The following is a 22,931-nucleotide window of genomic DNA, read 5'->3' as shown; positions in this document are numbered from 1 at the left end:
GTACGACGCACACACTGTGGGAGCCTGGCTTGCCAGCGATGGCGTCAGGTCAGTCGCCCCCAATCTGCGCCAATGCCACCCGCAACCGCGCCGCACTCTCACGCTGACAATTGAGCTGCACCCGATCAAGCCCCAACCAGTCCGCCATCTGCCGCAAATTCAGCGCCAGCGCCAGCATCCCCTGCTCATCCAGCCCCGGCTCTTCCTCATGCAGCGCATGCACCGCCAACCGCCCTGCCGCCCGTTCGGCGCGCAAATCGACCCGCGCGGCAATCCGCTCGTTGTGCAAGAACGGCAAGACGTAATAGCCGTAAACCCGTTTGTCCTGGGGCGTATAAATCTCCAGCCGGTAACGGAAATCGAATAAACGCTCGGTGCGATTGCGCTCCCAGATCAACGAATCGAATGGCGACAACAGCGCACTGGCCATGACCTTGCGCGGGACGCTCGGCGCCGGCAGGCAATAGGCGATTTGCCGCCAACCGGCGACCTCGCACATCTGCAATTGCCCCGCCTCGACCAGCTCCGCCAGACGTGAACGCGCATCCGCCGGATTCAAGCGAAAGTAATCACGCAGGTCTTTCTCAGTGCCGACGCCCAACGCCTGCGCCGCATGCAACAGCAAACCACGCTGCGCTTCAGCCTCATCCGGCAATGCTTGTTGCAGAATCGAGGAAGGAATCACCCGCTCAGGCAAATCATACAAACGCTCAAAACCACGCCGCCCGGCAACCGTTACTTCACCCGCCGCGAACAGCCACTCCAGCGCATGCTTTTCCGCGCTCCAGTCCCACCACGGCCCGGCCTTGTCTTCACGGGTTGAAAGACTGCCGGCGCCCAACGCGCCCTGCTCTTCGACCGAACTCAAGACCCGACGAACCACGTCCTGCTGCTCGCGACCGAATCTGGCCAGTTGCTGATAAATATCTTCGCCACGCCTGGCTCGCTGCATGCGCCAGCCCAGCAACGGATACATCGACATCGGAAGCAACGAGGCTTCGTGCCCCCAGTATTCGAACAGCGTGCGACGACTCCCCGAACTCCAGGCAGCCTGGTCGAGCAATTCAGAGGGATAGGAACCCAAGCGGGAAAACAGCGGCAGGTAGTGCGAGCGCACCACAGCATTGACAGAGTCGATTTGCAGCAGGCCCAGCCGTTCGATCAGCCGGTTGACGTGCGGCGCCTTGACGGTCGGCGGCTGGCGCCCGTTGAACCCTTGGGCAGCCAGCGCCAGTCGTCGCGCCTGTTTGAGGGAAAAGGCCAGAGTCGCGGGCATGAGCATCTCCTTGTCTGCTCGCAACCTACCTCACTGGAAGTTGGTTTGTGTAGCGCTCTGCTCATCATTTATGCATCGGGTCATCCCAGAACGGCCGCACGGCCTCGTGCTCGACGTCGGCACGACTGACGCCGATGTCCTTCAACGCCTCGTCGCTCAGACTGGCGAGCAACTCGCGTTCACGGTGCAGTTCGTACCAGCGGCTAAACTTGTGCAGCAGGTCGGAAACGATATGGCCGTGGCCGGAAAATTTTGCGTCATCTACATACTCTCTTTGACCTTTCATCGTGTTGCCTCCTTTTGTGGATGGCTCAAGTCTCGCGCCGGCGCTAAGATCAATCCAACGAATGTTTCTGATGGCATGCATCACGGAGATTCATCAATTGTCGGCCTACCCCAGTATCGATACCGATGTCCTGCGCACCTTCGTCGCCATCGCTGATCAGGGCGGTTTCACCCGCGCCGGCGAAATGGTCAACCGCACACAGTCGGCGGTGAGCATGCAGATGAAGCGTCTGGAAGAGGACGTGTTGCAGCGGCAGTTGTTCGAGCGCGACGGACGCCAGGTGCGCCTGACTGCTGAAGGCCAGGTGCTGCTCGGTTACGCGCGGCGCATCCTCAAGCTGCACAGTGAAGTGTTCAACACCTTGCGCGAGCCGCACATGGTCGGCACCGTACGCATCGGTACGCCGGACGATTACGTGATGCGTTTTCTGCCAGGGATTCTGTCGCGGTTTGCGCAGTTCTATCCGCTGATCCAGATCGAAGTGCATTGCGAATCGACCAAACAACTGTTGCAGCGCACGGACCTCGACTTGTCGATCGTCACCCGCGAGCCGGGTAACGAAATCGGCCAATTGCTGCGCAAGGAGCGGTTTGTCTGGGCCGAGGCGCAAAACTTCAGCGCCCACGAACAGACGCCGTTGCCCCTGGCGATGTTCAACAGTGATTGTTTCTGCCGTTTGTGGGCGTGTAATGCGCTGGATGCGATGGGCCGCGACTACCGCATCGCTTACAACAGCACCAGCCTCTCGGCGTTGATGGCCGTGGTGAGCGCGGGTCTGGCGATCACTGCGCAACTGGAAAGCCTGATCACCCCGGACATGCGCATTCTCGGCGCCGCCGAAGATTTGCCGCTGCTGCCCGAGGCCAGCATCATGCTGATCCGCAACCTGAACAATCCGTCGCCGATCACCGAGTGCCTGGCCGAGCACATCGTCGAAGGCTTCAAACTTTAAACGCGAGCATCACCGCACACAGCACCAGGAAACCGCAGAACAGCCCGCGCAGGCGTTTTTCCGGCATGGCGTGGGCGACTTTCACCCCCCAACTGATGCTCGCCAGACCACCGATGGCCAACGGCAGGCCGATCATCCAGTCCACTTCCTGGTGCGCCGCGTAGGTCACCAGTGTCACGCCGGTGCTCGGTAAGGCCAGCGCCAGCGACAAGCCCTGAGCGACCACTTGCGTGGTGCCGAACAGGCTGGTCAGCACCGGCGTCGCGACCACCGCACCGCCGACACCGAACAATCCGCCCATGGTCCCGGACGCCGCGCCAAGCACGCCGAGCCATGGCCAGGAATAACGCATTTCGGAAGTCGCAGCAGGTGGCTTGCCGAACATCTTCAGCAGGTTGTACGCCGAGAGCACCACCAGGAACGCGACGAAACCAATGCGCATGGTTTGCGCATCGATGCCCACCGCCCAGATCGAACCGATCCACGCAAAGCAAAAGCCCATCACCGCCAAGGGCAGCGCATGCCGCAGTTCGATGCGATTGCGTTGGTGATAGCGCCACAGCGCCAGCATCACGTTGGGTACCACCATGACCAGCGCCGTGCCTTGGGCAATCTGCTGATCAAGACCAAACCAAACGCCGAGCAACGGGATAGCAATCAAGCCGCCACCGATACCGAATATGCCGCCGAGTGTGCCAAGGGCGGCGCCGAACAGCAGGTACAACAAAAACTCCATCACAGCCGAATTCCTCTCGCGTCAGGCGCTTCATCCTACGCAGTCACGGCTGGCGGGGAAACGCACAGCAACGCACAATGGCTATGCCGATTTCGCACAAGCGTTGAGCCGATATGAATCCCAATCAATTAACCGAGCAACTCGGACTTTTTCTCGATGTGCTGGAGAGTGGCAGTTTTTCCGACGCCTCGCGCCGTCATCCGTTGACACCTTCGGCCGTCGCGCGACGCATCGACAGCCTGGAAAGCGCCGTCGGCAGCCAGTTGTTTATACGCAGCACTCACGCTGTACGAGCGACACCCGCCGGTCTGGCGTTTGCCGAACGTGCCCGGCGCATAGTCGCCGAGTTGCAACTGGCGCGGGCTGAAGCCGTGTCCCTGAGTAGCGCGCCGGAAGGCTTGATCCGCATTGATGCACCCGCCGCGTTCGGGCGCCGGCATCTGGCGCCGGTGATCGCGGACTTTCTCGTCCTCTACCCGGGATTGGATGTGCAATTGCACTTGATCGACAGTTTCGTCGACATGGGCGGCTCGAACCTGGGCAAAGTCGATCTGGTGCTGCGGGCCGGGCAAATGGCTGACACGCGATTGGTGGCCACGCCTTTGGCGAGCATGGTGCGCATCGCCTGCGCCAGTCCTGACTATCTGAAACGCCGGGGCGTGCCCGGCAGCCCGGCGCAACTTGGCGAACATGATGGCCTGGACTGGGAAGGCCTCGCCCCACCCTTCGCCTGGCGGTTCGAGCATGACGGCCAGATGCATTTGCACCGTCCGGCACGCATTCGCATGAGCGCCAACAATGCCGAAGCGTTGGTGTGTGGGGCTTTGGCGGGCTTAGGGGTTGCGCACTTGCCGACCTGGCTGGCGAGCGAATACCTGCTGCGCGGGGAACTCGTCCCGCTGTTCTGCGAAAACGGCCTGCCGGCGCCGGAATCCACCGGCATCTACGCTCTGCGCATGGAACAGCAAACCAACTCGCGCAGCCGCTTGTTGCTTGAATACCTCAAGACTCGTTTCAGTCCGGTGCCGCCATGGGATCTGGCGTTGCAACGGGATCTGGGACGCCATTAGATCCGGAGAATTATCTGGCGCATTAAAGATTCGGGCGCTAGATTCATGACCATCACCGAACAAGGCTTTGACATGACTTCCGAACGCGACAACTGCGACGACCTGCTGCTGGATAACCAGGCCTGCTTCGCCCTGCATTCCACTTCGCTGATGATGACCAAGGTCTACAAACCGCTGCTGCAAGCCTTGAACCTGACCTATCCGCAGTACCTGGCGATGATGGTGTTGTGGGAGAAGGATGGTTTGACCGTTGGAGAAATCAGCACACGGTTGCTGACCGATCCCGGCTCGCTGACGCCACTGCTCAAGCGCCTGGAAGGCGAAGGTTTGCTCAGCCGCACCCGCAGCCGCGAGGATGAGCGTGTGGTGATCGTCGAATTGACCGAGCAAGGCCGAGCGTTGAAAGCAACAGCCCAGACCGTTCCCCAATGCATCCTTGGCGCCAGCGGTTTTTCTCTGGAACGCCTGCAAAACCTGCAAGCGGAGCTGCAGGCACTGCGCGGTCATTTGCAGGAAAGCCTGATCTGACCTTCACACAGTCCCCTGTGGGAGCGAGCCTGCTCGCGAATGCGATCTGTCAGCCAACCTGTTTGTTGAGTGGGACATCCCATTCGCGAGCAGGCTCGCTCCCACATGGATTTCATCGCCAGCAAAATATTTTCAACACCTGACCTACCGCCCCCATCCGCTCTAACCCAAGCCTTACAGCCCCTTCTCATCCCCGCGTCTTCGTAAAAACCCAGCTTCTTCAAAAATTTATCTTGCGCGCTAAATATTGGCGCGATACATTCATCTCGCACTTACTTAGCGCGCAAACAATTAGCGCGAACAGACACACTCAACGAGGCTCACACCATGCAAACTCTCTACACCGCAATCGCAACCTCCACTGGCGGCCGTGACGGTCGTGCGATCTCCAGCGACAACGTTCTCGACGTCAAACTCGCTACCCCGAAAGAACTCGGCGGTGCCGGTGGCGCGGCGACCAACCCTGAGCAGTTGTTCGCTGCCGGCTACTCGGCCTGCTTCATCGGCGCGCTGAAATTTGTCGCCAGCCAGACCAAACGCAAAATCCCTGACGACGCCTCGATCACCGCCCACGTCGGTATCGGCCAGATCCCTGGCGGCTTCGGTCTGGACATCGACCTGCACATCAGCCTGCCAGGCCTGGAACAAGCCGATGCGCAAGCGCTGGTCGATGCGGCTCACCAGGTCTGCCCGTACTCCAACGCCACCCGTGGCAACGTCGATGTGCGTCTGCACGTCACCGTCTAACCACTGACGCCCCAGGCCCGAACAGGAAATGAACATGAACACTTTCAGCAAAGTCTTGACCGGTACCCTTCTCGCCCTGTCCATCCACAGCGCTTTCGCCGGTGATGTCGAACACAACACGCAGGCTTTTCTCGATGTGCTGAATGCCGGCAGCGGCAAGCCGATCGAGCAGCTGTCGCCGAAAGATGCCCGAGCCGTGCTGGTCGGCGCGCAGTCCGGGGTCAAGCTGACGCTGCCCAAAGCCGACGTCAGCGAGAAGACCATTCAGGTCGATGGCCAACCGTTGAGCCTGACCATCGTCCGGCCGGCCGGGGTCAAGAGCGAGCTGCCGGTGTTCATGTTCTTCCACGGCGGCGGCTGGGTCTTGGGCGATTTCCCGACTCACGAACGACTGGTGCGTGATCTGGTGGTCGGTTCAGGGGCGGCGGCGGTGTTCGTCAACTACACGCCTTCCCCGGAAGCGCATTACCCGGTGGCGATCAACCAGGCCTACGCTGCGACCAAATGGGTGGCAGAGCACGGTAAAGAGATCAATGTCGACGGCAAACGCTTGGCCGTCGCCGGCAACAGCGTCGGCGGTAACATGGCCGCGGTTGTCGCGCTGATGGCCAAAGACAAAGGCACCCCGGCGATCAAATTCCAGGTGCTGCTGTGGCCGGTGACCGATGCCAACTTTGATACCGGTTCCTACAACCAGTACGCCGAAGGGCATTTCCTCACGCGCAACATGATGCAGTGGTTCTGGGACAACTACACCACCGACGCCAAACAGCGCAACGAGATCTACGCCTCGCCACTGCGGGCAACCACTGCGCAACTGAAGGGCCTGCCGCCCGCGCTGGTGCAGACCGCCGGCGCCGATGTGTTGCGCGATGAAGGTGAAGCTTACGCACGCAAACTCGACGAGGCCGGAGTGCCGGTAACGTCAGTTCGCTACAACGGCATGATTCACGACTACGGTTTGCTCAACGTGGTCAGTCAGGTGCCGGCGGTGCGTTCGGCGATGCTGCAGGCGTCTGAAGAACTGAAGCAACACTTGAAGTAACCACAATCCCATTGTGGGAGCGAGCCTGCTCGCGAAAGCGGTGTGTCATCCGGTGAAGTGCTGGCTGACAGAACGCATTCGCGAGCAGGCTCGCTCCCACAGGGGATAGGTGTGAAACTCAAATCGCAGGCACAAAAAAGCCCGACTCAATGGTCGGGCTTTTTCTTTGCGCAAAAACCGATGCTTATTTAGCACGGCCTTTGTACGAACCGCCTTCGCGGGTATCGATCTCGATCATGTCGCCGATTTCGATGAAGTCAGCAACCGACAGTTCGGTACCGTTCTTCAGTTTGGCAGGCTTCATCACCTTGCCGGAAGTGTCACCGCGAGCGGAACCTTCGGTGTAGTCAACCTGACGCACGATAGTGGTCGGCAGCTCTACGGAAACCAGACGCTCTTCGAAGAACACGGCTTCGCAAACGTCGGTCATGCCTTCTTCAACGAAAGGCAGAACGCTTTCGATGTCTTCGGCGTTCAGCTCGTACATGGTGTAGTCAGTGGTGTCCATGAACGTGTAGGTGTCACCGCTGATGAACGACAGGGTGGCTTCTTTACGATCCAGGATCACGTCGTCCAGTTTGTCGTCCGCACCGTAAACGGTTTCGGTCTTGTAACCGGTCAGCAGGTTCTTCAGCTTGGTCTTCATGATCGCGCTGTTACGGCCCGACTTGGTGAATTCAGCTTTCTGAACCAGCCAAGGATCGTTGTCGATACGGATCACGGTACCGGGTTTGAGTTCTTTACCAGTTTTCATTGCGAATATCCGAATTTGGATGGGATTTACAAAAATCTAGGCCGCGTATCATATCCAATTTAGGTAAAACTGTACCAGCGCTGCGGCAAGATCGGCCTGCAAGCCTTGTTCCAGACACCACGCTTCGGCATTTTCCTGCAGTTCCGGCCAATGATTGCGGGCTGCAAGCCAGTGTTCGCCGATCGGCTGGCCGGCGCTCCAGGCTCGCCAGAGACCGTTGATCGCCTCGGCAGCAGCCGGTGACAGGCCTTTTGTGTAGAGCGCGAGGAAGGCGTCGAGCTTGTCCAGATGGATGTCTTCGTCCTGCTGATAGATGTGCCAGAGCATCGGCCGCCCCGCCCACTGCGCCCTTACGAACGAGTCTTCACCGCGCACCGCGTTGAAATCGCAGCACCAGAGCAAGTGGTCGTATTGATCCTGACGGACGAACGGCAACACCTGCACAGTCAATGACTGCCGCACATTGATCTCGCCCACCGTCAGGGCTTCTACTCCGAGCCAGCGCGCCACATCACCGAGAATCCGCCCTTCTGGCACCAACAGGTGGGTTGGCGCCTCGTCGGCAGCCAGTACATCCAGCCAACTGGCGAGCCCGGCGTTCTCGTAGGCGAACAACGAAATCAGCTGCGCATCCGCTGCGCGATCAACCCCGAGACCTTGCAGGAATTGCCGTTGCGCCTCGGCATCCTGTTGAAACTGCCGACGCTGCTCAAGCAAGCCGCGCTCACGCAACAGCCCGCCGGTGCCTGACTGGAATCCGGGAAAGAAAAAGAACTTCTGCACCGATTTGTATTTGACCGACGGCAAGCCGTGACAGCCAGTGACCCAGTCTTCGGCGCTGAGATAGTCGAGGTTCATCCACAGCGGCGGCTGTTCCCGCGCGGCCATTGCGTCCATGTAATCACTGGGCAACTGACAGGCAAACGCGGCGATCACCACATCCGCCGCCTCTGTGTGCAACCACTCGGCAGGCCAATGCCGCACTTCGACGCTTTGTTGCCATTGCTGTGCGGCGCTGCTATCGATCTCGGGGCAAATGCGTTCGAAGGCGCGCAGATCATCGACCCACAAGCGCACCGTCAAACCGTGCTCGGCGGCCAATTGCCGGGCCAGACGCCAGGTCACGCCGATGTCGCCAAAATTGTCGACCACGGTGCAGAAAATATCCCAGCGGGGTTTCAACTCCGACATTCAAGACTCCCGTTGGCAAAAGAAGCGATTGTCCGCATAAATCACCTCGCGCAGAAGAGCCGACGGCGATTAATCTTCGTGCGACAATCGCCACTTGCCCGCAATCATCCGCCAGGAGGCAGCCATGCCCTATCGCCCCAATCCGCGTCGCCCGTTGCCTGTTCAGCTTAGCGCGCTGCATTTGACCGGCAGCATTGCCTTGGGTCTGTGGCTGGGCTTTGTCGCCATTGCGCTGACCTGCTGGCTGCTGTCGCACTTTCTGTTCAAGGAGCAATTGGCACCGGTTGCGCAAGCGGTGCAGCAACTGGCCAATCCACCGGCCGTGCAGGTGCAACCGGACATTCCGCCGCCGAGCCCGCAGTTCCAGCAGTACGAAGAAAACCTGCGCAAGAACGAACAACAGGCGCGTCTGGATCAGGCACGCGGCAGCACGCGTAACCTGTCCAATCCGAAGTGCCAGTTCTGGCTACAGCAGGATCAGACAGCTCCCAGCGAGAAAAGCCGCGCCAACGTTTTGCAATTCTGCGATTGATCATGAACAAGCACATCGTCCACCAACTGATTCTCGACAAACTACGCATCGACCTCGACATCGCCGAACGCGCCGCGCAAACCGCCTACGAAACCGCGACACACGAAGAGAACATCGCCGAAAACAAGTACGACACGCTGGGTCTGGAAGCGTCGTATCTGGCGGCCGGGCAAGCGAAACGGGTCGAGGAAATCCGTCAGTCACTGGCGCTGTGCCAGAACCTGACGCTGCGTGCCTACGATGAAAATCGTGGCATCGAGGTCGGCGCCCTGCTCGGTCTGGAAGATGAAAAGGGTCGCGAGCAATGGCTGTTTCTGGCGCCGGATGCGGCAGGGCTGAAAGTCGATGTGGTCGGTCAACCGATTACCGTCATCACTCCGCGCTCGCCGCTGGGCAAAAGTCTGCTGGGCAAGTGTGAAGGTGATGAGGTGGAGATTCTGGTGGCGGGCACCCGGCAACAGTTTGCTGTCACCGAGGTGCTTTGAGACAACTGATCAGTGAACGGGTAGCTCGACGCCGTCGAACAGCTCTTCCAGTTCCTGCTTGTTGTGGCACTGAATGGCTTTGGCCATGACTTCACGAGTCAGGTGCGGGGCGAACTTCTCGATGAAGTCGCACATGAAACCGCGCAGGAAAGTGCCGCGACGGAAACCGATCTTGGTCACGCTCGATTCGAACAGTTCGCTGGCGTCCAGCACCACCAGGTCGTTGTCGAGCTTGGTGTCGACCGCCATTTTAGCGACGATGCCCACGCCCAACCCCAGACGCACGTAAGTCTTGATCACGTCGGCGTCGGCGGCGGTGAATACCACTTTCGGCGTCAGACCGCGATGGCTGAAGGCTTCGTCGAGTTTCGAACGGCCGGTGAAACCGAACACGTAAGTCACGATCGGGTATTCGGCCAACGCTTCCAGGGTCAGCTTCGGCAGTTTGGTCAGCGGGTGCCCCTGCGGCACGACCACGCAACGGTTCCAGCGGTAGCACGGCATCATCACCAGATCGCCGAACAGCTCCAGCGCTTCAGTGGCGATGGCAAAATCCACCGTGCCGTCAGCGGCCATTTCGGCGATCTGCATCGGCGAACCCTGGTGCATGTGCAGCGCAACGTCCGGGTATTGCTTGATGAAATTGCTGATCACCGGCGGCAACGCATAACGTGCCTGAGTGTGGGTGGTGGCGATCGACAGGGTGCCTTTTTTCTCGTTGGAGAATTCCTGGGCGATCTGCTTGATGCTTTCGACCTTGCGCAGAATCTCACCGGCAGTGGTGATGATGCGCTCGCCGGCTGGGGTCACGCGGGTCAGATGCTTGCCGCTGCGGGCAAACACTTCTACACCGAGTTCGTCTTCCAGCAGGCGGATTTGTTTACTGATGCCCGGTTGCGAGGTGTAAAGGCTTTGGGCTGTAGCGGAAACGTTGAGGTCGTGGTGCGCCACTTCCCAGATGTAGCGCAATTGTTGAAGCTTCATATGTATCCCTCAAAGCAGGTAGACGCCACGGGCATCAGCGACGGTATATAACTATATTAATGGTTTGAATAATAAATCTAGAACTTTTTTATCAAAGCGCCATTGTTCCTGCTTCAGCGATCCCCCCGCCGCCGACGCTCCACTAACGGCACCAGATAAACCGGCACCTTGGCCAATTGCAGGACCCGCGCCGCCGTGCGTCCCAACGGCGTTTCCGCGCCCACCCCGTGACTGTGACTGCCTACGATCAGCAGATCGACAGAGAGTTTCTGCACCTGGTCGAGAATCACCTGCGACGGATCGCCCTGCAGCACGCGCACCGCGCGAATGCGCTGCAGATCCTGCTCGCCTTCGTCTCCCAGTTCTTCGCGAAAACTTTCCAGTACCCGCTGCTCGATATTGGCGATGACAGTTTTCAGACCCTGGCTGTGAAATTCGTTCAATGCCTGCTCGTCGAGATAGCTCTGCAACACCGATTCGGCAAACAGCCCCATCGGCTCCACCGCGTGCACCACGTACAGATCGGCATCGAACGTTCGCGCCAACGCCAGGGCATGCTGCATCACTAACGGTGCGTACAGACCGAGGTCAGTGGCATACAGCATCGAACGAATCATATGACCTCCTCGCGTGCCAACATGGCGGAGATTTGATTCAGCTTAGCAGTGCCTTGGCGAGTACGACGGTGCGACGCAACGTCTTGAACCAAAGGGCTTTAGACCGACGGTTCGTTGCTGATGCCATGCGGCACGTGGCCAGTGGCAACGACTTCGCGGGCGAGTTCGCAGTGGCCGGCCTGATCGTCGAAAAACACGTCGGCGGCAAACGCTTCGAGGAACGCCGATTTGGTCAGGCCGCCGAGGAACAGTGATTCGTCAAGGCGAATGTCCCACTCGCGCAAGGTACGGATCACCCGCTCATGGGCCGGTGCCGAGCGCGCAGTGACCAGCGCCGTGCGGATCGGGCAATCGTCATCGGGAAACTCACGCTGCAACAGATTGAGCGCCGCCAGAAAGCCCTTGAACGGCCCACCGCGTAACGGCTCGCGGGCCGATTCACGCTCTTTGGCCTGGAACGCTTCCAGCCCGCCGGATTGATAGACGCGCTCCGACTCGTCGGAAAAAATCACCGCGTCACCGTCGAAGGCGATGCGCAATTCGTCGCTGGCCGCACGGCTGGCGCCACCGGACAGAATCGTCGCCGCAGCGAAACCGGCGTCCAGCGCCGCGCGTACATCTTCGGCATGGGTCGAAAGAAACAGGTCGCAACCAAAGGCTTTCAGATACGGATACGGACTGCGCCCGCCAACAAACGCCGCGCGGGAAATCGCCAGACCGTAATGGTGAATCGAGTTGAATACGCGCAGCCCGGTATCGGCGCTGTTGCGCGAGACCAGAATCACCTCGACCCGCGCACGGCCGAGACGACTGTTCAGGCTCAGGAGTTTTTCCACCAGCGGGAAGGCATCGCCGGGGGCCAGAATCTCGTCTTCGTGTTCGATCTGATATTGCCGATAGGCTTCAACGCCGCTCGACAGGTAGACCTTGTGGCTCTCGCTCAGGTCGAACAAGGCGCGCGACGAAATCGCCAGCACCAGTTTGTCATCGATGTTCTTGGCCATGCGTTCCCCCGCCCTTCACAAAAAAAACCGACCTAAACGTTGCGTCGGTCGATAAAACGCAGATTGCGATACAGCGCTTCAATGCGTGGCAGCTCACAGCCCGCCGCTTTCGCTGCCGCCAATGGCCGAGCGTAGATTGCTTCCAGCTCCAGCGGTCGTTTATGTAAAAAGTCGTGGTACATGCTCGGCCAGTAGTCGGGCATTTTCTCGGTCATCATGAACAGATAGTCGGCGTATCCCGGCGGTATCTCCTGGCCGCAGGCCTTGGCGCCCTGCACCACTTCGGCCATCAACGCTTGGATCAACACGCGGCTATCGGCATCCGCCATCAGCGGCGTGGTGCTGGCGCCGAGCAGTACCGAGAGTCCGTTGTAGGGGATGTTCCAGACCAGTTTCTGCCAGCGCGCCTGGTGCAGATTCGGCATCGCCTGGGAATCGATTCCGGCGGCGTGGAACAGCCCGGCACCCTCCTCGACAATCGCCATGCGTACGCCATCATCCATGGTCGGGCCGCTGTGATAGCCAATATTGACCGCGCCCAAGGCTTGGTGGGTTACTTGTCCAGGCCCATCGCGATGCACGCAGATCAGGCACAAGCCGCCCAACAGATGCAGGGAATCGGGGAGCACGTCACGCAAGCTGTCCTCGACGTCGAGACCGTTTTGCAGCACCAGCACTTTCGCATCGGGTTTGGCCGCTTGAATGATCGACGGTGCCAGACCGACGTTGCTGGTGGTTTTCGCTCCCACCAACAGCCAGTCGCACTTGGGCATGTCTTCGGCAGCAGAATAGGCCTGTGCCGGATTCAGCGTCAGCGGGCCATGCACCGCGCTGTTGATCTGCAAACCGCGCTCGGCAACAGCCGAAAACTCGCTGCGCAACAGAAAGTGCACATCGAAGCCGGCACGCGCCAGCATCACACCGTAGAAACCACCAATTGCGCCGGTGCCAATAATCCCCACTACCGGTTTAATCACTGCCCCCATCATGGCAACTCCTCTGCAATTCGACCCAGTGCCTGCGCCAGCGCGGCATTCAGCGCATCGGCCGTCAGGCGCGTGTGCAATGCCCCAAAGAACTCGCCGTCGCGCACCACAAACAGCGCCGGCAAATGAAAGACCTGATAGCGCTGCACCAACCCGCCGTTGTCGCCGGCATCGATCCAGCACAACTGATCGATTGCCAGATCGAGTCCCGGCAACACCTCGCGGGCATAACGGCAACTGGCGCAGCCGACGCTGGTGAAAATCACCAGCGAAACGCCGCTCATCGCCAACAGCCGTTGATCGGCGTCGAAATCGGTCAGTTCGGATTCGACCACTATACTGGGGGAAACAATGTCAAATGGCCGACACAGGGAGTCTGTGCTCATGGGACGTTTCATTCCTCATCCGGACGAGGTGCCGGTTGAATTAACCTTGCTCAAGCCTGAGTGTATTTCCAGGCAACAGCTGCACACTATCAGCCTCGGCGGCATCGCTTGCAATTACCACCGTGCCTGGCGCCATGGCACGGCGCTGCAAGTGCGCATGCCGACACTCAACGCCGACATCTGTTATCCGGGCTATGTGGCGTGGTGCCTGCGGCGCAAAAAAGGCTATCTGGTAGGGATCGCCTTCACCGATGAGCAGACCCTGTTCAGTGCGCGAATGGGTGAGCAAGTGTGTCAGATCGAGCGTTACTGTCGCATGAACGAAACCCATGATGACCTGCAGGATATTCAGGCGCTGGCCCTGCAATGGGTCGAGCAGCACGCCGACGAGTTCTCCCACGACAGCGTGCGCAAGGCTTTCGCCCAGCCAGTGCTGGACTGACGCTCTTCTTCAAACCGTTACTTGCCCATTGTCGAGCAGGCGCTTTACGCGCTAAGGTTCCGCTCCCCGACGCGCTTAAATCTGCTGTGCTCCGCCGCGCGGGGATCGCTGGCGGCCGGCACCCGTGACCTGACGAGTAAACGATGGCTGATTTACCGATCAACGACCTAAACGTCGCCTCTAACGAGACCCTGATCACTCCCGATCAGCTCAAGCGTGATATCCCTCTGAGCGATGCTGCCCTGCGCACCGTCACCAAGGGCCGCGAAGTCATTCGCAACATTCTTGATGGCACCGACCACCGTCTGTTCGTAGTGATCGGCCCGTGCTCGATCCACGATATCAAGGCTGCCCACGAATACGCTGATCGCCTGAAGGTGCTGGCGGAGGAAGTCTCCGACACCCTGTATCTGGTCATGCGTGTGTATTTCGAGAAGCCACGGACCACCGTCGGCTGGAAAGGCCTGATCAACGACCCGTACCTGGACGACTCGTTCAAGATCCAGGACGGTCTGCACATTGGTCGTCAGTTGCTGCTGGATCTGGCCGAAAAAGGCCTGCCGACCGCGACTGAAGCCCTCGACCCGATCTCCCCGCAGTATCTGCAGGACCTGATCAGCTGGTCGGCCATCGGCGCACGCACCACCGAATCGCAGACGCACCGGGAAATGGCTTCTGGCCTGTCCTCGGCGGTTGGCTTCAAGAACGGCACCGACGGCGGTCTGACTGTGGCGATCAACGCCTTGCAGTCGGTGTCCAGTCCGCACCGTTTCCTCGGCATCAACCAGGAAGGTGGCGTGTCGATCGTCACCACCAAGGGCAATGCCTACGGTCACGTGGTGCTGCGCGGTGGTAATGGCAAGCCGAACTACGATTCGGTCAGCGTTGCCCTGTGCGAACAGGCGCTGAACAAAGCGAAGATCAAGCCGAACATCATGGTCGATTGCAGCCACGCCAACTCCAACAAGGATCCGGCCCTGCAACCGCTGGTGATGGAGAACGTCGCCAACCAGATCCTCGAAGGCAACCAGTCGATCATCGGCCTGATGGTCGAAAGTCACCTGAACTGGGGTTGCCAGGCGATTCCGAAAGACCTCGCCGACCTGCAATACGGCGTGTCGATCACCGATGCCTGCATCGACTGGTCTGCCACCGAGAACACCTTGCGCAGCATGCACGCCAAGCTCAAGGATGTTCTGCCGAAACGCCAGCGCAGCTGATTCGCGTTTTACAGGCATAAAAAAACGCCGGGCAATGCCCGGCGTTTTTGTGTGTGTGCGATTCAGATCTTGGCGGCGCGACGCTGATGGCGTTCCATGTAGCGCTCGACGTAGGAGCACGACGGGATCACCGTGTAGCCCATTTCTTCAGCGTACTGCAGCGCGCTTTCGGTCAGCGCTGCGGCAATGCCACGGCCACGCAGGGCGTTGGGCACGAAGGTGCGATAGATATCCAGGGTCTGTTTCCCCAGATCCATATAGGTCAGGTAGGCACGATGACCGTCCACATTGGTCTCGAACTGATGACCAGCCTGGTCATGGTGGATGGACAACGCCTCGCTCATCACTACTCCTCGCGGGTCTTGAATTCTGACCCCTACCTTACCGATGTTTTTCCGGCGAAGGAACATCTACGCCACCCCGTGCCTGCTGGACACCGAGAAGAGCCACACCGATCTCGCGCAACCTGACACCTGATAAATAGTAGGCACCATTGGCAAAAATGCTCAAGGTGCGCTCGTCATCAAGCGAGTTGACGGGGGTTGCTCCGATGGACGCAGGGCGGGCCCGGGAGAAGATCTTCCCGGGCGGCTCACCTGAACATTGCCGGATGTTGAGACTTAAGACGTGCAGCCTTTTATAAAGTCACCTCAACATGCAGAAAGATACGCGAAGCAGTGCGCAGAATCGGAACAAAAGTATGGACGTATTCATCTAGACAGACTTTAGCCAAGACTGCAAAAACAGCACGGGGCAACGGGAACTTTTTCTCATTAACTCGCTCAGCTCGGGGCTTGCAGCTGAACATTTTTTAAACAGCGCAGTTAAAAGTTGCTCGAAAAAGAATCAACGCCTACAATTTTTTTTGCTTCTTGCCTTACGTCAGTTTACTTACTACAAGTAATGGGTAGTATGTACGCCGGCTATTTCCTCAATCGTGAGGAGACAGCCACTTAATTTGAAAGTCCTTGAAGGGGAACACGATGAACAACGTTCTGAAATTCTCTGCTCTGGCTCTGGCCGCAGTTCTGGCTACCGGTTGCAGCAGCGCATCGAAAGAAACCGAAGCACGTCTGACCGCTACTGAAGACGCAGCTGCTCGCTCCCAGGCTCGTGCAGACGAAGCTTACCGTAAAGCTGATGAAGCTCTGGCTGCTGCTCAAAAAGCACAACAGACTGCTGACGAAGCTAACGAGCGTGCTCTGCGCATGCTGGACAAAGCTAGCCGCAAGTAATAATCCTTCGGGGTTGTTATCGAGCCGACCCGATTTTTCGGGTCGGCTTTTTTATGCCTGAAGCTTTTCCCCGGGCAATAAAAAACCCGCCGACGCTGTACGCATCGACGGGCCTTTAACCTCGACTTACTGCTGCAAGTCGATCGGTGTACTCGAAACCATAGGGGCCGAGGTAGTCGGCGTGCCGATTTCCGTTGGCAGGCCATCTTCGGCCGCGACCACGTCACGCACCACATCCCAGTTCACGCGCAGATTGCTGGTGACGTCTTCACGCTTGAGCATCGCGTTGATCACCGCAGTGTGCTTATCGACCACCGACGGGTTGCCCTTATCGTCGATCGGCGTGTGCGCTTCCAGATAAACCTTGCCGCCACTGCTGCCGAACTTGTAGGCATCGTTGAGGATACGCACCGACGTGCCGACCGGCACCATGCTGGCCATTTCCAGCACGTTGTTGTTGAACATGCGGAAGCAGCCATGGCTGGTGCGCATGCCGATACCGAACTTCTTGTTCGAACCGTGGATCAGGTAGCCCGGCGTGCCCAGAGTGAACTTGAACGGGCCCAATGGGTTGTCAGGGCCGGCCGGCACGACGTTTGGCAGCGGATCACCATCCGCGGCGTGTTCAGCCTTGATCGACGCAGGAGGCGTCCATGTCGGGTTTGGCGTCTTGGCAATGATCGAAGTATGCGCGATCGGCGAACCCCAACCCTCACGACCGATACCCAGCGGGAACGTGTACACCACGTTGCGGCCTTTCGGGAAATAGTAGAGGCGGTATTCGGCCAGGTTGATGACGATACCTTCGCGCGGGCCCGGCGGCAGAATGAAACGGGTCGGCAAGACGATTTCGGTGCCGGCACCCGGCAACCAGGCATCGACGCCAGGGTTGGCCGCGACCATCTCCGAGTAGCCCAGATCGTACTTCGTGCCCAGGTCGGCGAAGGTGTCTTCGTACTTGGCTTTGATCACCTGCACCTGGCCGATGATGTCTTCACCGGGTGGTGGCAGGGGAAACTCCAATGCAGCAACGGGACCGGCCACACACAGGGCGGCAAGTGACAGGCAGCGGGTGACGGCAGGAAAGCGCGGCAACATCCGGAAAATCCTTCGCATGATCAACAAGGGTATAAGGGCGCGATTGTACACCGCACTTTGAATATTCGGGGAGACGCGCCGATAGGCAGACAAAAGTCTTCATACAGGAGCTGACGCAGGCTGCGATGTTCTGCCCCTAGAGCTCGAAACGCAGCTCCGGCCAGATCGGCGAGGTGCCGCGCTTCTGCGATTCAAGAATCGCCCGGCACAGCGAACACAGGCGCTGATCCTGAAACACCCGGCGATCAACGCTCGACCAGCGCGGTTGCGCCGGGAGCAGACTGCCGCACAGGGTGCGATCGGCCGAGCCACCGAGTTCGAGCTGACGCGTCACCAGATGCACCCGCACTTCCTGGCAGGCGAACAGATCCAGCTGTTCGTCAGGCTCGATCAGTTGGTAGGCAAACAGGGACCAGGCAGGACGCGGCATCGGGGGCTCCAAATAAGGGGGCGCCACATTAGCCGAAAGCCTGCCACTAGAAAAGCCTCATAACAGCGGTTTTAGCGTCGGCCAGACATTTTCCAGCAACTTGCCCTGAGCCCCGGCCGCCGGGTGCAGACCATCAGCCTGCATCAGGTCCGGATGACCACCGACGCCGTCGAGGAAAAACGGCACCAGCGGGATCTTTTTATCGTCGGCAAGTTTGCCGTAGACCTCCGCGAAGGCGTCGGTGTAGCGCTTGCCGTAATTGGGCGGCAGTTGCATGCCGAGCAACAACACCTTGGCCCCGCTCTGACGCGAGCTGTCGATCATCGAGGCAAGATTTTGTTGCAATTGAGTTGGCGGCATTCCGCGTAAGCCGTCGTTGCCGCCCAGTTCGAGGATCACCAGCTCAGGTTTATGCTCTGCAAGCAGCGCCGGCAGCCGTGCCTGGCCTCCGGCACTGGTGTCGCCACTGATCGAGGCATTGACCACTTTGTCGTCGAAACCCTCTTCTTTGAGCCGTTGTTCGAGCAACGACACCCACCCCAAGCGGGTATCCAGGCCGAAACCGGCGCTGATACTATCGCCAACGATCAGGACAGTACCCGCCGCTGCGTTCTGGGCCATGCACATCAAGGCCAGGCCAGCACTCAAAAACCACACACGCATCGGATTCTCCATGGGCGCAAGCATTCTCACCGCGAAGAACCTCAGCAAAGTGGTTCCCAGCGCGGAAGGTGAACTGACTATCCTGCACGAACTCAGCCTGGAACTGAACAAGGGCGACAGCCTGGCCATCGTCGGCGCGTCCGGTTCCGGCAAATCCACCCTCCTCGGCCTGCTCGCCGGTCTCGATTTGCCGAGCAGTGGCGAAGTCATTCTCGCCGGCCAGGGCCTGAGTAATCTTGATGAAGACCAGCGTGCACGCATTCGTGCCGAGCATGTCGGTTTCGTCTTTCAGTCCTTTCAGTTGCTCGACAGCCTCAACGCCCTGGAGAACGTCATGCTGCCGCTGGAACTCGACGGCCGCAAAGATGCCCGTGAACGTGCGACCGAATTGCTTCAGCGCGTCGGTCTCGGCCAGCGCCTGACCCACTCGCCGCGCCAGCTCTCCGGTGGCGAGCAGCAACGTGTGGCCATTGCCCGCGCCTTCGCTGCCGAGCCTGACGTGCTGTTTGCCGACGAACCGACCGGCAACCTCGACAGCCACACCGGCGAGCGCATCAGCGATTTGCTCTTCGAACTGAACAAGGAACGCGGCACCACCCTGGTGCTGGTGACCCACGACGAACGCCTGGCCCATCGCTGCCGGCGCCTCATCCGTCTTGAAGCCGGGCTGTTGGTCGCCCCCCTGGAGCCTTGATGGCACGTTTGCCGCTGTTGCGTCTGTTCAGTCTCGCGCTACGCCAACTGATGCGCGATGCCCGCGCCGGGGAACTGCGCGTGTTGTTCTTTGCGCTGGTCGTGGCGGTGGCGGCAAGCACCGCCATCGGTTACTTCGGCGCCCGCCTGAACGGCGCCATGATGCTGCGCGCGACCGAATTTCTCGGCGCCGATCTGGTGCTTGAGGGCAGCTCGCCGGCTCGCGAGGAACAGATCCGCAGTGGCACCGAGTTGCTTCTGAAGCATGCGCAAGTGGTGGAGTTTTCCAGCGTCATCGCCACCGACAACGGCATCCAGCTGTCGAGCATCAAAGCCGTCGACCGTGCCTATCCGTTGCGCGGCGAACTGAAGAGCGCGCCAGCCCCGTTCGCCACCGAAGAATCCGGCGGCGAACCGCTACCCGGTGAAGCCTGGGTCGAGGCACGCTTGCTGACGGCGCTGGATCTGAAGATCGGCGACAGCATCGATGTCGGCATGAAGACATTGAAAATGACCCGCGTGCTGACGTATGAACCGGATCGCGCCGGCAACTTCTACAGCCTCACACCGAGGGTCATGATCAACCTCGACGACCTCGCCGCCACCGGCGTCGTACAACCCGGCAGCCGCGTGAGTTATCGCGAACTGTGGCGCGGTGAACCGCAGGCGCTGGAAACCTATCGACAACTGATCAAACCCGGGCTCGCCGCCAACCAGCGGATTCAGGACGCCCGCGATGGCAACCGACAGATTGGCGGTGCATTGGGTAAGGCCGAACGCTACCTGAACATGGCCAGTCTGGTCGCCGTATTGTTGGCCGGTGTCGCGGTGGCGTTGTCGGCCAATCGTTTCGCCAGTCGCCGCTTCGACGCCAGTGCCTTGCTGCGTTGCCTCGGTCTGTCGCGTCGGGAAACCATGGTGCTGTTCAGCTTGCAGCTGACCGTGCTGGGGCTGCTCGCCGCGCTCAGCGGGGCTTTGCTCGGCTGGCTGGCGCAGTTGGGGTTGTTCGCGCTGCTGTATGAATTGTTACCGAGCGATGTTCCACCGGGTGGCCTGTTTCCTGCCATCGCCGGGATCGGCACCGGACTGGTCGCATTGGCCGGTTTCGCCTTGCCGCCTCTGGCCGCATTGGGCCGCGTGCCGCCGCTGCGCGTGCTACGCCGGGACATGCTGCCGATACCGTCGAGCACCTGGATGGTTTATGGCGCAGCCTTGGGTGCGCTCGGTTTGATCATGTGGCGCCTGAGTCTCGATCTGCTGCTGACATTCGCCCTGCTCGGCGGTGGCGTGGTCGCCGCGTTGCTTTTGGGCGGCTTGTTGCTGTTGCTGCTGCAAAGCCTGCGGCGGATGCTCGCCCGTGCCTCGCTGCCATGGCGCTTGGGCCTGGGGCAACTGCTGCGCCACCCCTTGGCAGCGGCCGGTCAGTCGCTGGCGTTCGGCCTGATTCTGTTGTCGATGGCCTTGATCGCCCTGCTGCGCGGCGAACTGCTCGACACCTGGCAAAACCAGTTGCCGAAAAACGCGCCGAACTACTTCGCCCTGAATATTCTGCCGGCAGATAAACAGGCGTTCACCGATCACCTGATCAAGGTCTCCGCGCAAGCCGCACCTCTTTATCCGGTCGTACCCGGCCGATTGATCAGCATCAACGGCGAAGCCGTGCAGCAAATCGTCAGCAAGGATTCGGCGGGCGACCGTGCCGTGCAGCGCGACTTGAGCCTGACCTGGGCAGCGGATTTGCCGGCGGGCAACAAGCTCACTGCCGGTGAGTGGTGGAAAGATCAGCCAACCGACGATGTTCCCGGCGTATCGGTGGAAGGCAAAGTCGCTGAAAGCCTCAAGCTCAAACTCGGCGATCACATGGTGTTCAGTGTCGGCGGGGTCAACCGTGAAGCGAAAGTCACCAGCCTGCGCGAGATCAACTGGGATAACTTCCAGCCAAACTTCTTCATGATCTTCCAGCCCGGCACATTGAAGGATCTGCCGGCGACTTACCTGACCAGCTTCTATCTGGCGCCCGGTCATGATCAGCAGATCGTTGAACTGTCACGCACCTTCCCGGCGGTGACCATTCTTCAGGTCGAGGCGTTGCTGGAACAACTGCGCAGCATCCTCGCCCAAGTCACCTTGGCGGTCGAATATGTGTTGTTGTTTGTTTTGGCAGCGGGCATGGCCGTGCTGTTTTCCGGTTTGCAGGCGACGCTGGATGAACGGATTCGCCAAGGTGCGCTGCTGCGTGCATTGGGTGCGGAGCGGCAGTTGCTGATCAAGGCGCGGCGCATCGAATTCGGCCTGCTCGGTGCAGTGAGTGGTTTGCTCGCAGCCATCGGTTCGGAAGTGGTGAGTCTGGTGTTGTATCGCTACGCGTTCGATCTGCCGTGGCATCCGCATCCGTGGTTGTTGGTGCTGCCATTGATTGGCGCGGCGTTGATTGGTGGTGCCGGCGTATTCGGCACGCGTCGGGCACTCAACGCAAGCCCACTGACAGTGTTGCGCGAGGGTTGATAGACTCAAGCGGTCTTAATCACAAGAAGTTGCCATGAGCCGTTATCGCCCTCCCCGCACCGCCGGCACCGCGCTGATCACTCCCGAAGGTGAAGCGCGGATGCGCGCCGAATTCCATGAGCTGTGGCATGTGCGCCGCCCGCAGGTGACGCAATCAGTCAGTGAGGCGGCGGCGCAGGGCGATCGCTCGGAAAACGCCGAGTACACCTATGGCAAGAAAATGCTGCGCGAGATCGACAGTCGCGTGCGCTTTCTGACCAAACGTCTCGAAGCTCTGAAAGTCGTCAGCGAAAAACCCAGCGACCCGAACAAGGTCTACTTCGGCGCCTGGGTGACCATCGAGGACGAAGACGGCAAGCAATCGCGCTACCGCATCGTCGGCCCGGATGAACTGGATCTGAAACTGGGTCTGATCAGCATCGACTCGCCCCTGGCCCGCGCGTTGATCGGCAAGGCGCTGGACGCAGAAGTCAGGGTGCAGACACCCACCGGTGAGCAGTTCGTTTACATCGTCGCCATCGACTATCCGTAAAGCCTGTCAGCGGCGGGTGATCAGCCCCTGACGTGCAACGCGGGTCAGTTGCTTGATCATCTCCGGCGCATCTTCGGCAGTCGGTGCCTGAATCACCGCCAGATCGAAACTGTCACTGGCAAAACGTGCCAGCGACTCGCCGTCTTCGACAAACTGGATCAGAAACGCGGCAGGGCCGCCGCTGCGACGTGGCCAACCATCGAGATAACGCAACAGCGTCGGCTGATGTTTGCCGCCAAGGAGGATTTTCGGGTTGCGTTGAGTGATATGCGCAGTGATCGGCGCTGGACGTGCTGGAGGGTGTAGTGCATTCATCGTGTCGTGTCTCTGCCTCAAAAGTCTGCATGGCAGGTGAGAGGCAACACCGAACCAGCGCTTTAGCGGTATTTCGAAGCCTCGTTTCGGCTTCTGACGGCAACTGTTGAAGTCACCTGGCGCCCCGCAAGTAGCTGTTTAAATCGGCGCATGGGCAACATCCTAGAGAACGTGACCGATCAGTGTCAAGAATCAGCTGCAACAAAAAAGGCCCGCACA

28 protein-coding genes are annotated in these 22,931 nt (G+C 59.7%); 13 read left to right on the top strand and 15 right to left on the bottom strand.

Annotated elements, in window-relative coordinates; genetic code table 11:
- Positions 1 to 49: 49 nt before the first annotated feature.
- On the bottom strand, positions 50 to 1,276 hold the full coding sequence (locus tag QZR14_RS18555; RefSeq protein WP_311997354.1) for a winged helix-turn-helix domain-containing protein: 1,227 nt from the start codon (positions 1,274 to 1,276) through the stop codon (positions 50 to 52).
- A gap of 64 nt (positions 1,277 to 1,340) precedes the next feature.
- Complete coding sequence (locus QZR14_RS18550) at positions 1,341 to 1,562, bottom strand: DUF1127 domain-containing protein (protein WP_123453015.1); 222 nt, start codon at positions 1,560 to 1,562, stop codon at positions 1,341 to 1,343.
- Positions 1,563 to 1,659: 97 nt separating this feature from the next.
- On the opposite strand from QZR14_RS18550, the gene QZR14_RS18545 reads away from it, so the two are divergent.
- Complete coding sequence (locus tag QZR14_RS18545) at positions 1,660 to 2,514, top strand: LysR substrate-binding domain-containing protein (protein ID WP_026000633.1); 855 nt, start codon at positions 1,660 to 1,662, stop codon at positions 2,512 to 2,514.
- Here the strand turns inward: QZR14_RS18545 and QZR14_RS18540 are convergent.
- Positions 2,504 to 3,253, bottom strand: a complete 750-nt coding sequence (locus QZR14_RS18540) for a sulfite exporter TauE/SafE family protein (RefSeq protein ID WP_311997353.1) — start codon at positions 3,251 to 3,253, stop codon at positions 2,504 to 2,506. The genes QZR14_RS18545 and QZR14_RS18540 overlap by 11 nt on opposite strands.
- A gap of 110 nt (positions 3,254 to 3,363) precedes the next feature.
- Between QZR14_RS18540 and QZR14_RS18535 the strand changes: the two genes are divergently transcribed.
- The 4 genes from QZR14_RS18535 (at position 3,364) to QZR14_RS18520 (ending at position 6,640) form a co-directional block, all read left to right on the top strand.
- Positions 3,364 to 4,320, top strand: coding sequence for a LysR family transcriptional regulator (locus QZR14_RS18535; RefSeq protein ID WP_311997352.1), 957 nt, complete (start codon positions 3,364 to 3,366; stop codon positions 4,318 to 4,320).
- Positions 4,321 to 4,365: 45 nt separating this feature from the next.
- Positions 4,366 to 4,848 (top strand): MarR family winged helix-turn-helix transcriptional regulator, encoded by a 483-nt coding sequence (locus tag QZR14_RS18530; RefSeq protein ID WP_442967412.1) that lies wholly within the window; start codon positions 4,366 to 4,368, stop codon positions 4,846 to 4,848.
- A 327-nt stretch (positions 4,849 to 5,175) separates the two neighbouring features.
- Positions 5,176 to 5,595: an organic hydroperoxide resistance protein gene (locus QZR14_RS18525; RefSeq protein ID WP_077573935.1), complete on the top strand. Its 420-nt coding sequence runs from the start codon at positions 5,176 to 5,178 to the stop codon at positions 5,593 to 5,595.
- Positions 5,596 to 5,629: 34 nt separating this feature from the next.
- Positions 5,630 to 6,640, top strand: a complete 1,011-nt coding sequence (locus QZR14_RS18520) for an alpha/beta hydrolase (RefSeq protein ID WP_311997351.1) — start codon at positions 5,630 to 5,632, stop codon at positions 6,638 to 6,640.
- 184 nt (positions 6,641 to 6,824) lie between these two features.
- On the opposite strand, the gene QZR14_RS18515 is transcribed toward QZR14_RS18520, so the two are convergent.
- Both QZR14_RS18515 and earP read right to left on the bottom strand, forming a co-directional pair.
- The gene (locus tag QZR14_RS18515; RefSeq protein WP_003226785.1) at positions 6,825 to 7,394 is read right to left on the bottom strand and encodes an elongation factor P; all 570 of its coding nucleotides are present in this window, start codon (positions 7,392 to 7,394) and stop codon (positions 6,825 to 6,827) included.
- A gap of 48 nt (positions 7,395 to 7,442) precedes the next feature.
- Complete coding sequence (gene earP, locus QZR14_RS18510; RefSeq protein WP_250606084.1) at positions 7,443 to 8,585, bottom strand: elongation factor P maturation arginine rhamnosyltransferase EarP; 1,143 nt, start codon at positions 8,583 to 8,585, stop codon at positions 7,443 to 7,445.
- 124 nt (positions 8,586 to 8,709) lie between these two features.
- Here earP and QZR14_RS18505 point away from each other — a divergent pair, with 124 nt between their 5' ends.
- Both QZR14_RS18505 and QZR14_RS18500 read left to right on the top strand, forming a co-directional pair.
- The gene (locus QZR14_RS18505) at positions 8,710 to 9,117 is read left to right on the top strand and encodes a hypothetical protein (RefSeq protein WP_250606083.1); all 408 of its coding nucleotides are present in this window, start codon (positions 8,710 to 8,712) and stop codon (positions 9,115 to 9,117) included.
- A gap of 2 nt (positions 9,118 to 9,119) precedes the next feature.
- Complete coding sequence (locus tag QZR14_RS18500) at positions 9,120 to 9,602, top strand: GreA/GreB family elongation factor (protein WP_095120480.1); 483 nt, start codon at positions 9,120 to 9,122, stop codon at positions 9,600 to 9,602.
- Between the two features lie 9 nt (positions 9,603 to 9,611).
- On the opposite strand, the gene cysB is transcribed toward QZR14_RS18500, so the two are convergent.
- The 5 genes from cysB to QZR14_RS18475 form a co-directional block, all read right to left on the bottom strand.
- The gene (gene cysB / locus QZR14_RS18495) at positions 9,612 to 10,586 is read right to left on the bottom strand and encodes an HTH-type transcriptional regulator CysB (RefSeq protein WP_003183769.1); all 975 of its coding nucleotides are present in this window, start codon (positions 10,584 to 10,586) and stop codon (positions 9,612 to 9,614) included.
- Between the two features lie 113 nt (positions 10,587 to 10,699).
- Positions 10,700 to 11,203 (bottom strand): universal stress protein, encoded by a 504-nt coding sequence (locus QZR14_RS18490; RefSeq protein ID WP_250606082.1) that lies wholly within the window; start codon positions 11,201 to 11,203, stop codon positions 10,700 to 10,702.
- A 98-nt stretch (positions 11,204 to 11,301) separates the two neighbouring features.
- Positions 11,302 to 12,207: a 5'-nucleotidase gene (locus QZR14_RS18485; RefSeq protein WP_122844743.1), complete on the bottom strand. Its 906-nt coding sequence runs from the start codon at positions 12,205 to 12,207 to the stop codon at positions 11,302 to 11,304.
- A gap of 32 nt (positions 12,208 to 12,239) precedes the next feature.
- Positions 12,240 to 13,196, bottom strand: coding sequence for a putative 2-dehydropantoate 2-reductase (locus QZR14_RS18480; RefSeq protein ID WP_311997350.1), 957 nt, complete (start codon positions 13,194 to 13,196; stop codon positions 12,240 to 12,242).
- Positions 13,193 to 13,579, bottom strand: a complete 387-nt coding sequence (locus QZR14_RS18475) for a thioredoxin family protein (protein WP_250606080.1) — start codon at positions 13,577 to 13,579, stop codon at positions 13,193 to 13,195. Before QZR14_RS18475 ends, QZR14_RS18480 begins: the two co-directional genes overlap by 4 nt.
- Here QZR14_RS18475 and QZR14_RS18470 point away from each other — a divergent pair.
- Both QZR14_RS18470 and QZR14_RS18465 read left to right on the top strand, forming a co-directional pair.
- Positions 13,578 to 14,021: a PilZ domain-containing protein gene (locus QZR14_RS18470; RefSeq protein ID WP_250606079.1), complete on the top strand. Its 444-nt coding sequence runs from the start codon at positions 13,578 to 13,580 to the stop codon at positions 14,019 to 14,021. The two genes, QZR14_RS18475 and QZR14_RS18470, sit on opposite strands and share 2 nt — an antisense overlap.
- A 143-nt stretch (positions 14,022 to 14,164) precedes the next feature.
- On the top strand, positions 14,165 to 15,241 hold the full coding sequence (locus QZR14_RS18465; RefSeq protein ID WP_003226802.1) for a 3-deoxy-7-phosphoheptulonate synthase: 1,077 nt from the start codon (positions 14,165 to 14,167) through the stop codon (positions 15,239 to 15,241).
- Between the two features lie 62 nt (positions 15,242 to 15,303).
- Here QZR14_RS18465 and QZR14_RS18460 read toward each other — a convergent pair whose 3' ends face one another.
- Positions 15,304 to 15,585, bottom strand: a complete 282-nt coding sequence (locus tag QZR14_RS18460; RefSeq protein WP_003226804.1) for a GNAT family N-acetyltransferase — start codon at positions 15,583 to 15,585, stop codon at positions 15,304 to 15,306.
- A 639-nt stretch (positions 15,586 to 16,224) separates the two neighbouring features.
- Between QZR14_RS18460 and oprI the strand changes: the two genes are divergently transcribed.
- On the top strand, positions 16,225 to 16,476 hold the full coding sequence (gene oprI, locus QZR14_RS18455; protein WP_003199355.1) for an outer membrane lipoprotei OprI: 252 nt from the start codon (positions 16,225 to 16,227) through the stop codon (positions 16,474 to 16,476).
- Between the two features lie 126 nt (positions 16,477 to 16,602).
- On the opposite strand, the gene QZR14_RS18450 is transcribed toward oprI, so the two are convergent.
- The 3 genes from QZR14_RS18450 to QZR14_RS18440 form a co-directional block, all read right to left on the bottom strand.
- Entirely contained in the window at positions 16,603 to 17,574 is a 972-nt protein-coding gene (locus QZR14_RS18450; protein ID WP_194934000.1) for a L,D-transpeptidase family protein, read from the bottom strand.
- 136 nt (positions 17,575 to 17,710) lie between these two features.
- Positions 17,711 to 18,004, bottom strand: a complete 294-nt coding sequence (locus QZR14_RS18445; protein WP_003226812.1) for a hypothetical protein — start codon at positions 18,002 to 18,004, stop codon at positions 17,711 to 17,713.
- 57 nt (positions 18,005 to 18,061) lie between these two features.
- Positions 18,062 to 18,667, bottom strand: coding sequence for an arylesterase (locus QZR14_RS18440; RefSeq protein WP_250606078.1), 606 nt, complete (start codon positions 18,665 to 18,667; stop codon positions 18,062 to 18,064).
- A gap of 10 nt (positions 18,668 to 18,677) precedes the next feature.
- Between QZR14_RS18440 and QZR14_RS18435 the strand changes: the two genes are divergently transcribed.
- The 3 genes from QZR14_RS18435 to greB are packed head-to-tail and all read left to right on the top strand — an operon-like array spanning position 18,678 to position 22,397.
- Positions 18,678 to 19,361: an ABC transporter ATP-binding protein gene (locus tag QZR14_RS18435; protein ID WP_007908572.1), complete on the top strand. Its 684-nt coding sequence runs from the start codon at positions 18,678 to 18,680 to the stop codon at positions 19,359 to 19,361.
- Entirely contained in the window at positions 19,361 to 21,865 is a 2,505-nt protein-coding gene (locus QZR14_RS18430; protein WP_311997349.1) for an ABC transporter permease, read from the top strand. The genes QZR14_RS18435 and QZR14_RS18430 overlap by 1 nt, the downstream gene beginning before the upstream one ends.
- Positions 21,866 to 21,899: 34 nt before the next feature.
- Entirely contained in the window at positions 21,900 to 22,397 is a 498-nt protein-coding gene (greB, locus tag QZR14_RS18425; RefSeq protein WP_003226818.1) for a transcription elongation factor GreB, read from the top strand.
- Between the two features lie 6 nt (positions 22,398 to 22,403).
- Here the strand turns inward: greB and QZR14_RS18420 are convergent, their stop codons facing one another.
- Positions 22,404 to 22,712 (bottom strand): class I SAM-dependent methyltransferase, encoded by a 309-nt coding sequence (locus tag QZR14_RS18420; RefSeq protein WP_250606076.1) that lies wholly within the window; start codon positions 22,710 to 22,712, stop codon positions 22,404 to 22,406.
- Positions 22,713 to 22,931 lie beyond the last annotated feature (219 nt).

Source organism: Pseudomonas sp. rhizo66 (genome assembly GCF_031931925.1).
GTDB lineage: Bacteria > Pseudomonadota > Gammaproteobacteria > Pseudomonadales > Pseudomonadaceae > Aquipseudomonas.
The sequence above is the reverse complement of the archived record's forward strand: the minus strand, read 5'-3'. Positions and strand labels throughout refer to the sequence as shown.

Excerpts from the sequence above, each read along its gene's own strand:
- QZR14_RS18555 (WP_311997354.1), bottom strand. The coding sequence starts at position 1,276 with ATGCCCGCGACTCTGGCCTTTTCCCTCAAACAGGCGCGACGACTGGCG.
- QZR14_RS18550 (WP_123453015.1), bottom strand. The coding sequence starts at position 1,562 with ATGAAAGGTCAAAGAGAGTATGTAGATGACGCAAAATTTTCCGGCCAC.
- QZR14_RS18535 (WP_311997352.1), top strand. The coding sequence starts at position 3,364 with ATGAATCCCAATCAATTAACCGAGCAACTCGGACTTTTTCTCGATGTG.
- QZR14_RS18530 (WP_442967412.1), top strand. The coding sequence starts at position 4,366 with ATGACCATCACCGAACAAGGCTTTGACATGACTTCCGAACGCGACAAC.
- QZR14_RS18525 (WP_077573935.1), top strand. The coding sequence starts at position 5,176 with ATGCAAACTCTCTACACCGCAATCGCAACCTCCACTGGCGGCCGTGAC.
- QZR14_RS18520 (WP_311997351.1), top strand. The coding sequence starts at position 5,630 with ATGAACACTTTCAGCAAAGTCTTGACCGGTACCCTTCTCGCCCTGTCC.
- QZR14_RS18515 (WP_003226785.1), bottom strand. The coding sequence starts at position 7,394 with ATGAAAACTGGTAAAGAACTCAAACCCGGTACCGTGATCCGTATCGAC.
- earP (WP_250606084.1), bottom strand. The coding sequence starts at position 8,585 with ATGTCGGAGTTGAAACCCCGCTGGGATATTTTCTGCACCGTGGTCGAC.
- QZR14_RS18505 (WP_250606083.1), top strand. The coding sequence starts at position 8,710 with ATGCCCTATCGCCCCAATCCGCGTCGCCCGTTGCCTGTTCAGCTTAGC.
- QZR14_RS18500 (WP_095120480.1), top strand. The coding sequence starts at position 9,120 with ATGAACAAGCACATCGTCCACCAACTGATTCTCGACAAACTACGCATC.
- cysB (WP_003183769.1), bottom strand. The coding sequence starts at position 10,586 with ATGAAGCTTCAACAATTGCGCTACATCTGGGAAGTGGCGCACCACGAC.
- QZR14_RS18490 (WP_250606082.1), bottom strand. The coding sequence starts at position 11,203 with ATGATTCGTTCGATGCTGTATGCCACTGACCTCGGTCTGTACGCACCG.
- QZR14_RS18485 (WP_122844743.1), bottom strand. The coding sequence starts at position 12,207 with ATGGCCAAGAACATCGATGACAAACTGGTGCTGGCGATTTCGTCGCGC.
- QZR14_RS18480 (WP_311997350.1), bottom strand. The coding sequence starts at position 13,196 with ATGATGGGGGCAGTGATTAAACCGGTAGTGGGGATTATTGGCACCGGC.
- QZR14_RS18470 (WP_250606079.1), top strand. The coding sequence starts at position 13,578 with ATGGGACGTTTCATTCCTCATCCGGACGAGGTGCCGGTTGAATTAACC.
- QZR14_RS18475 (WP_250606080.1), bottom strand. The coding sequence starts at position 13,579 with ATGAGCACAGACTCCCTGTGTCGGCCATTTGACATTGTTTCCCCCAGT.
- QZR14_RS18465 (WP_003226802.1), top strand. The coding sequence starts at position 14,165 with ATGGCTGATTTACCGATCAACGACCTAAACGTCGCCTCTAACGAGACC.
- QZR14_RS18460 (WP_003226804.1), bottom strand. The coding sequence starts at position 15,585 with ATGAGCGAGGCGTTGTCCATCCACCATGACCAGGCTGGTCATCAGTTC.
- oprI (WP_003199355.1), top strand. The coding sequence starts at position 16,225 with ATGAACAACGTTCTGAAATTCTCTGCTCTGGCTCTGGCCGCAGTTCTG.
- QZR14_RS18450 (WP_194934000.1), bottom strand. The coding sequence starts at position 17,574 with ATGTTGCCGCGCTTTCCTGCCGTCACCCGCTGCCTGTCACTTGCCGCC.
- QZR14_RS18445 (WP_003226812.1), bottom strand. The coding sequence starts at position 18,004 with ATGCCGCGTCCTGCCTGGTCCCTGTTTGCCTACCAACTGATCGAGCCT.
- QZR14_RS18440 (WP_250606078.1), bottom strand. The coding sequence starts at position 18,667 with ATGCGTGTGTGGTTTTTGAGTGCTGGCCTGGCCTTGATGTGCATGGCC.
- QZR14_RS18435 (WP_007908572.1), top strand. The coding sequence starts at position 18,678 with ATGGGCGCAAGCATTCTCACCGCGAAGAACCTCAGCAAAGTGGTTCCC.
- QZR14_RS18430 (WP_311997349.1), top strand. The coding sequence starts at position 19,361 with ATGGCACGTTTGCCGCTGTTGCGTCTGTTCAGTCTCGCGCTACGCCAA.
- greB (WP_003226818.1), top strand. The coding sequence starts at position 21,900 with ATGAGCCGTTATCGCCCTCCCCGCACCGCCGGCACCGCGCTGATCACT.
- QZR14_RS18420 (WP_250606076.1), bottom strand. The coding sequence starts at position 22,712 with ATGAATGCACTACACCCTCCAGCACGTCCAGCGCCGATCACTGCGCAT.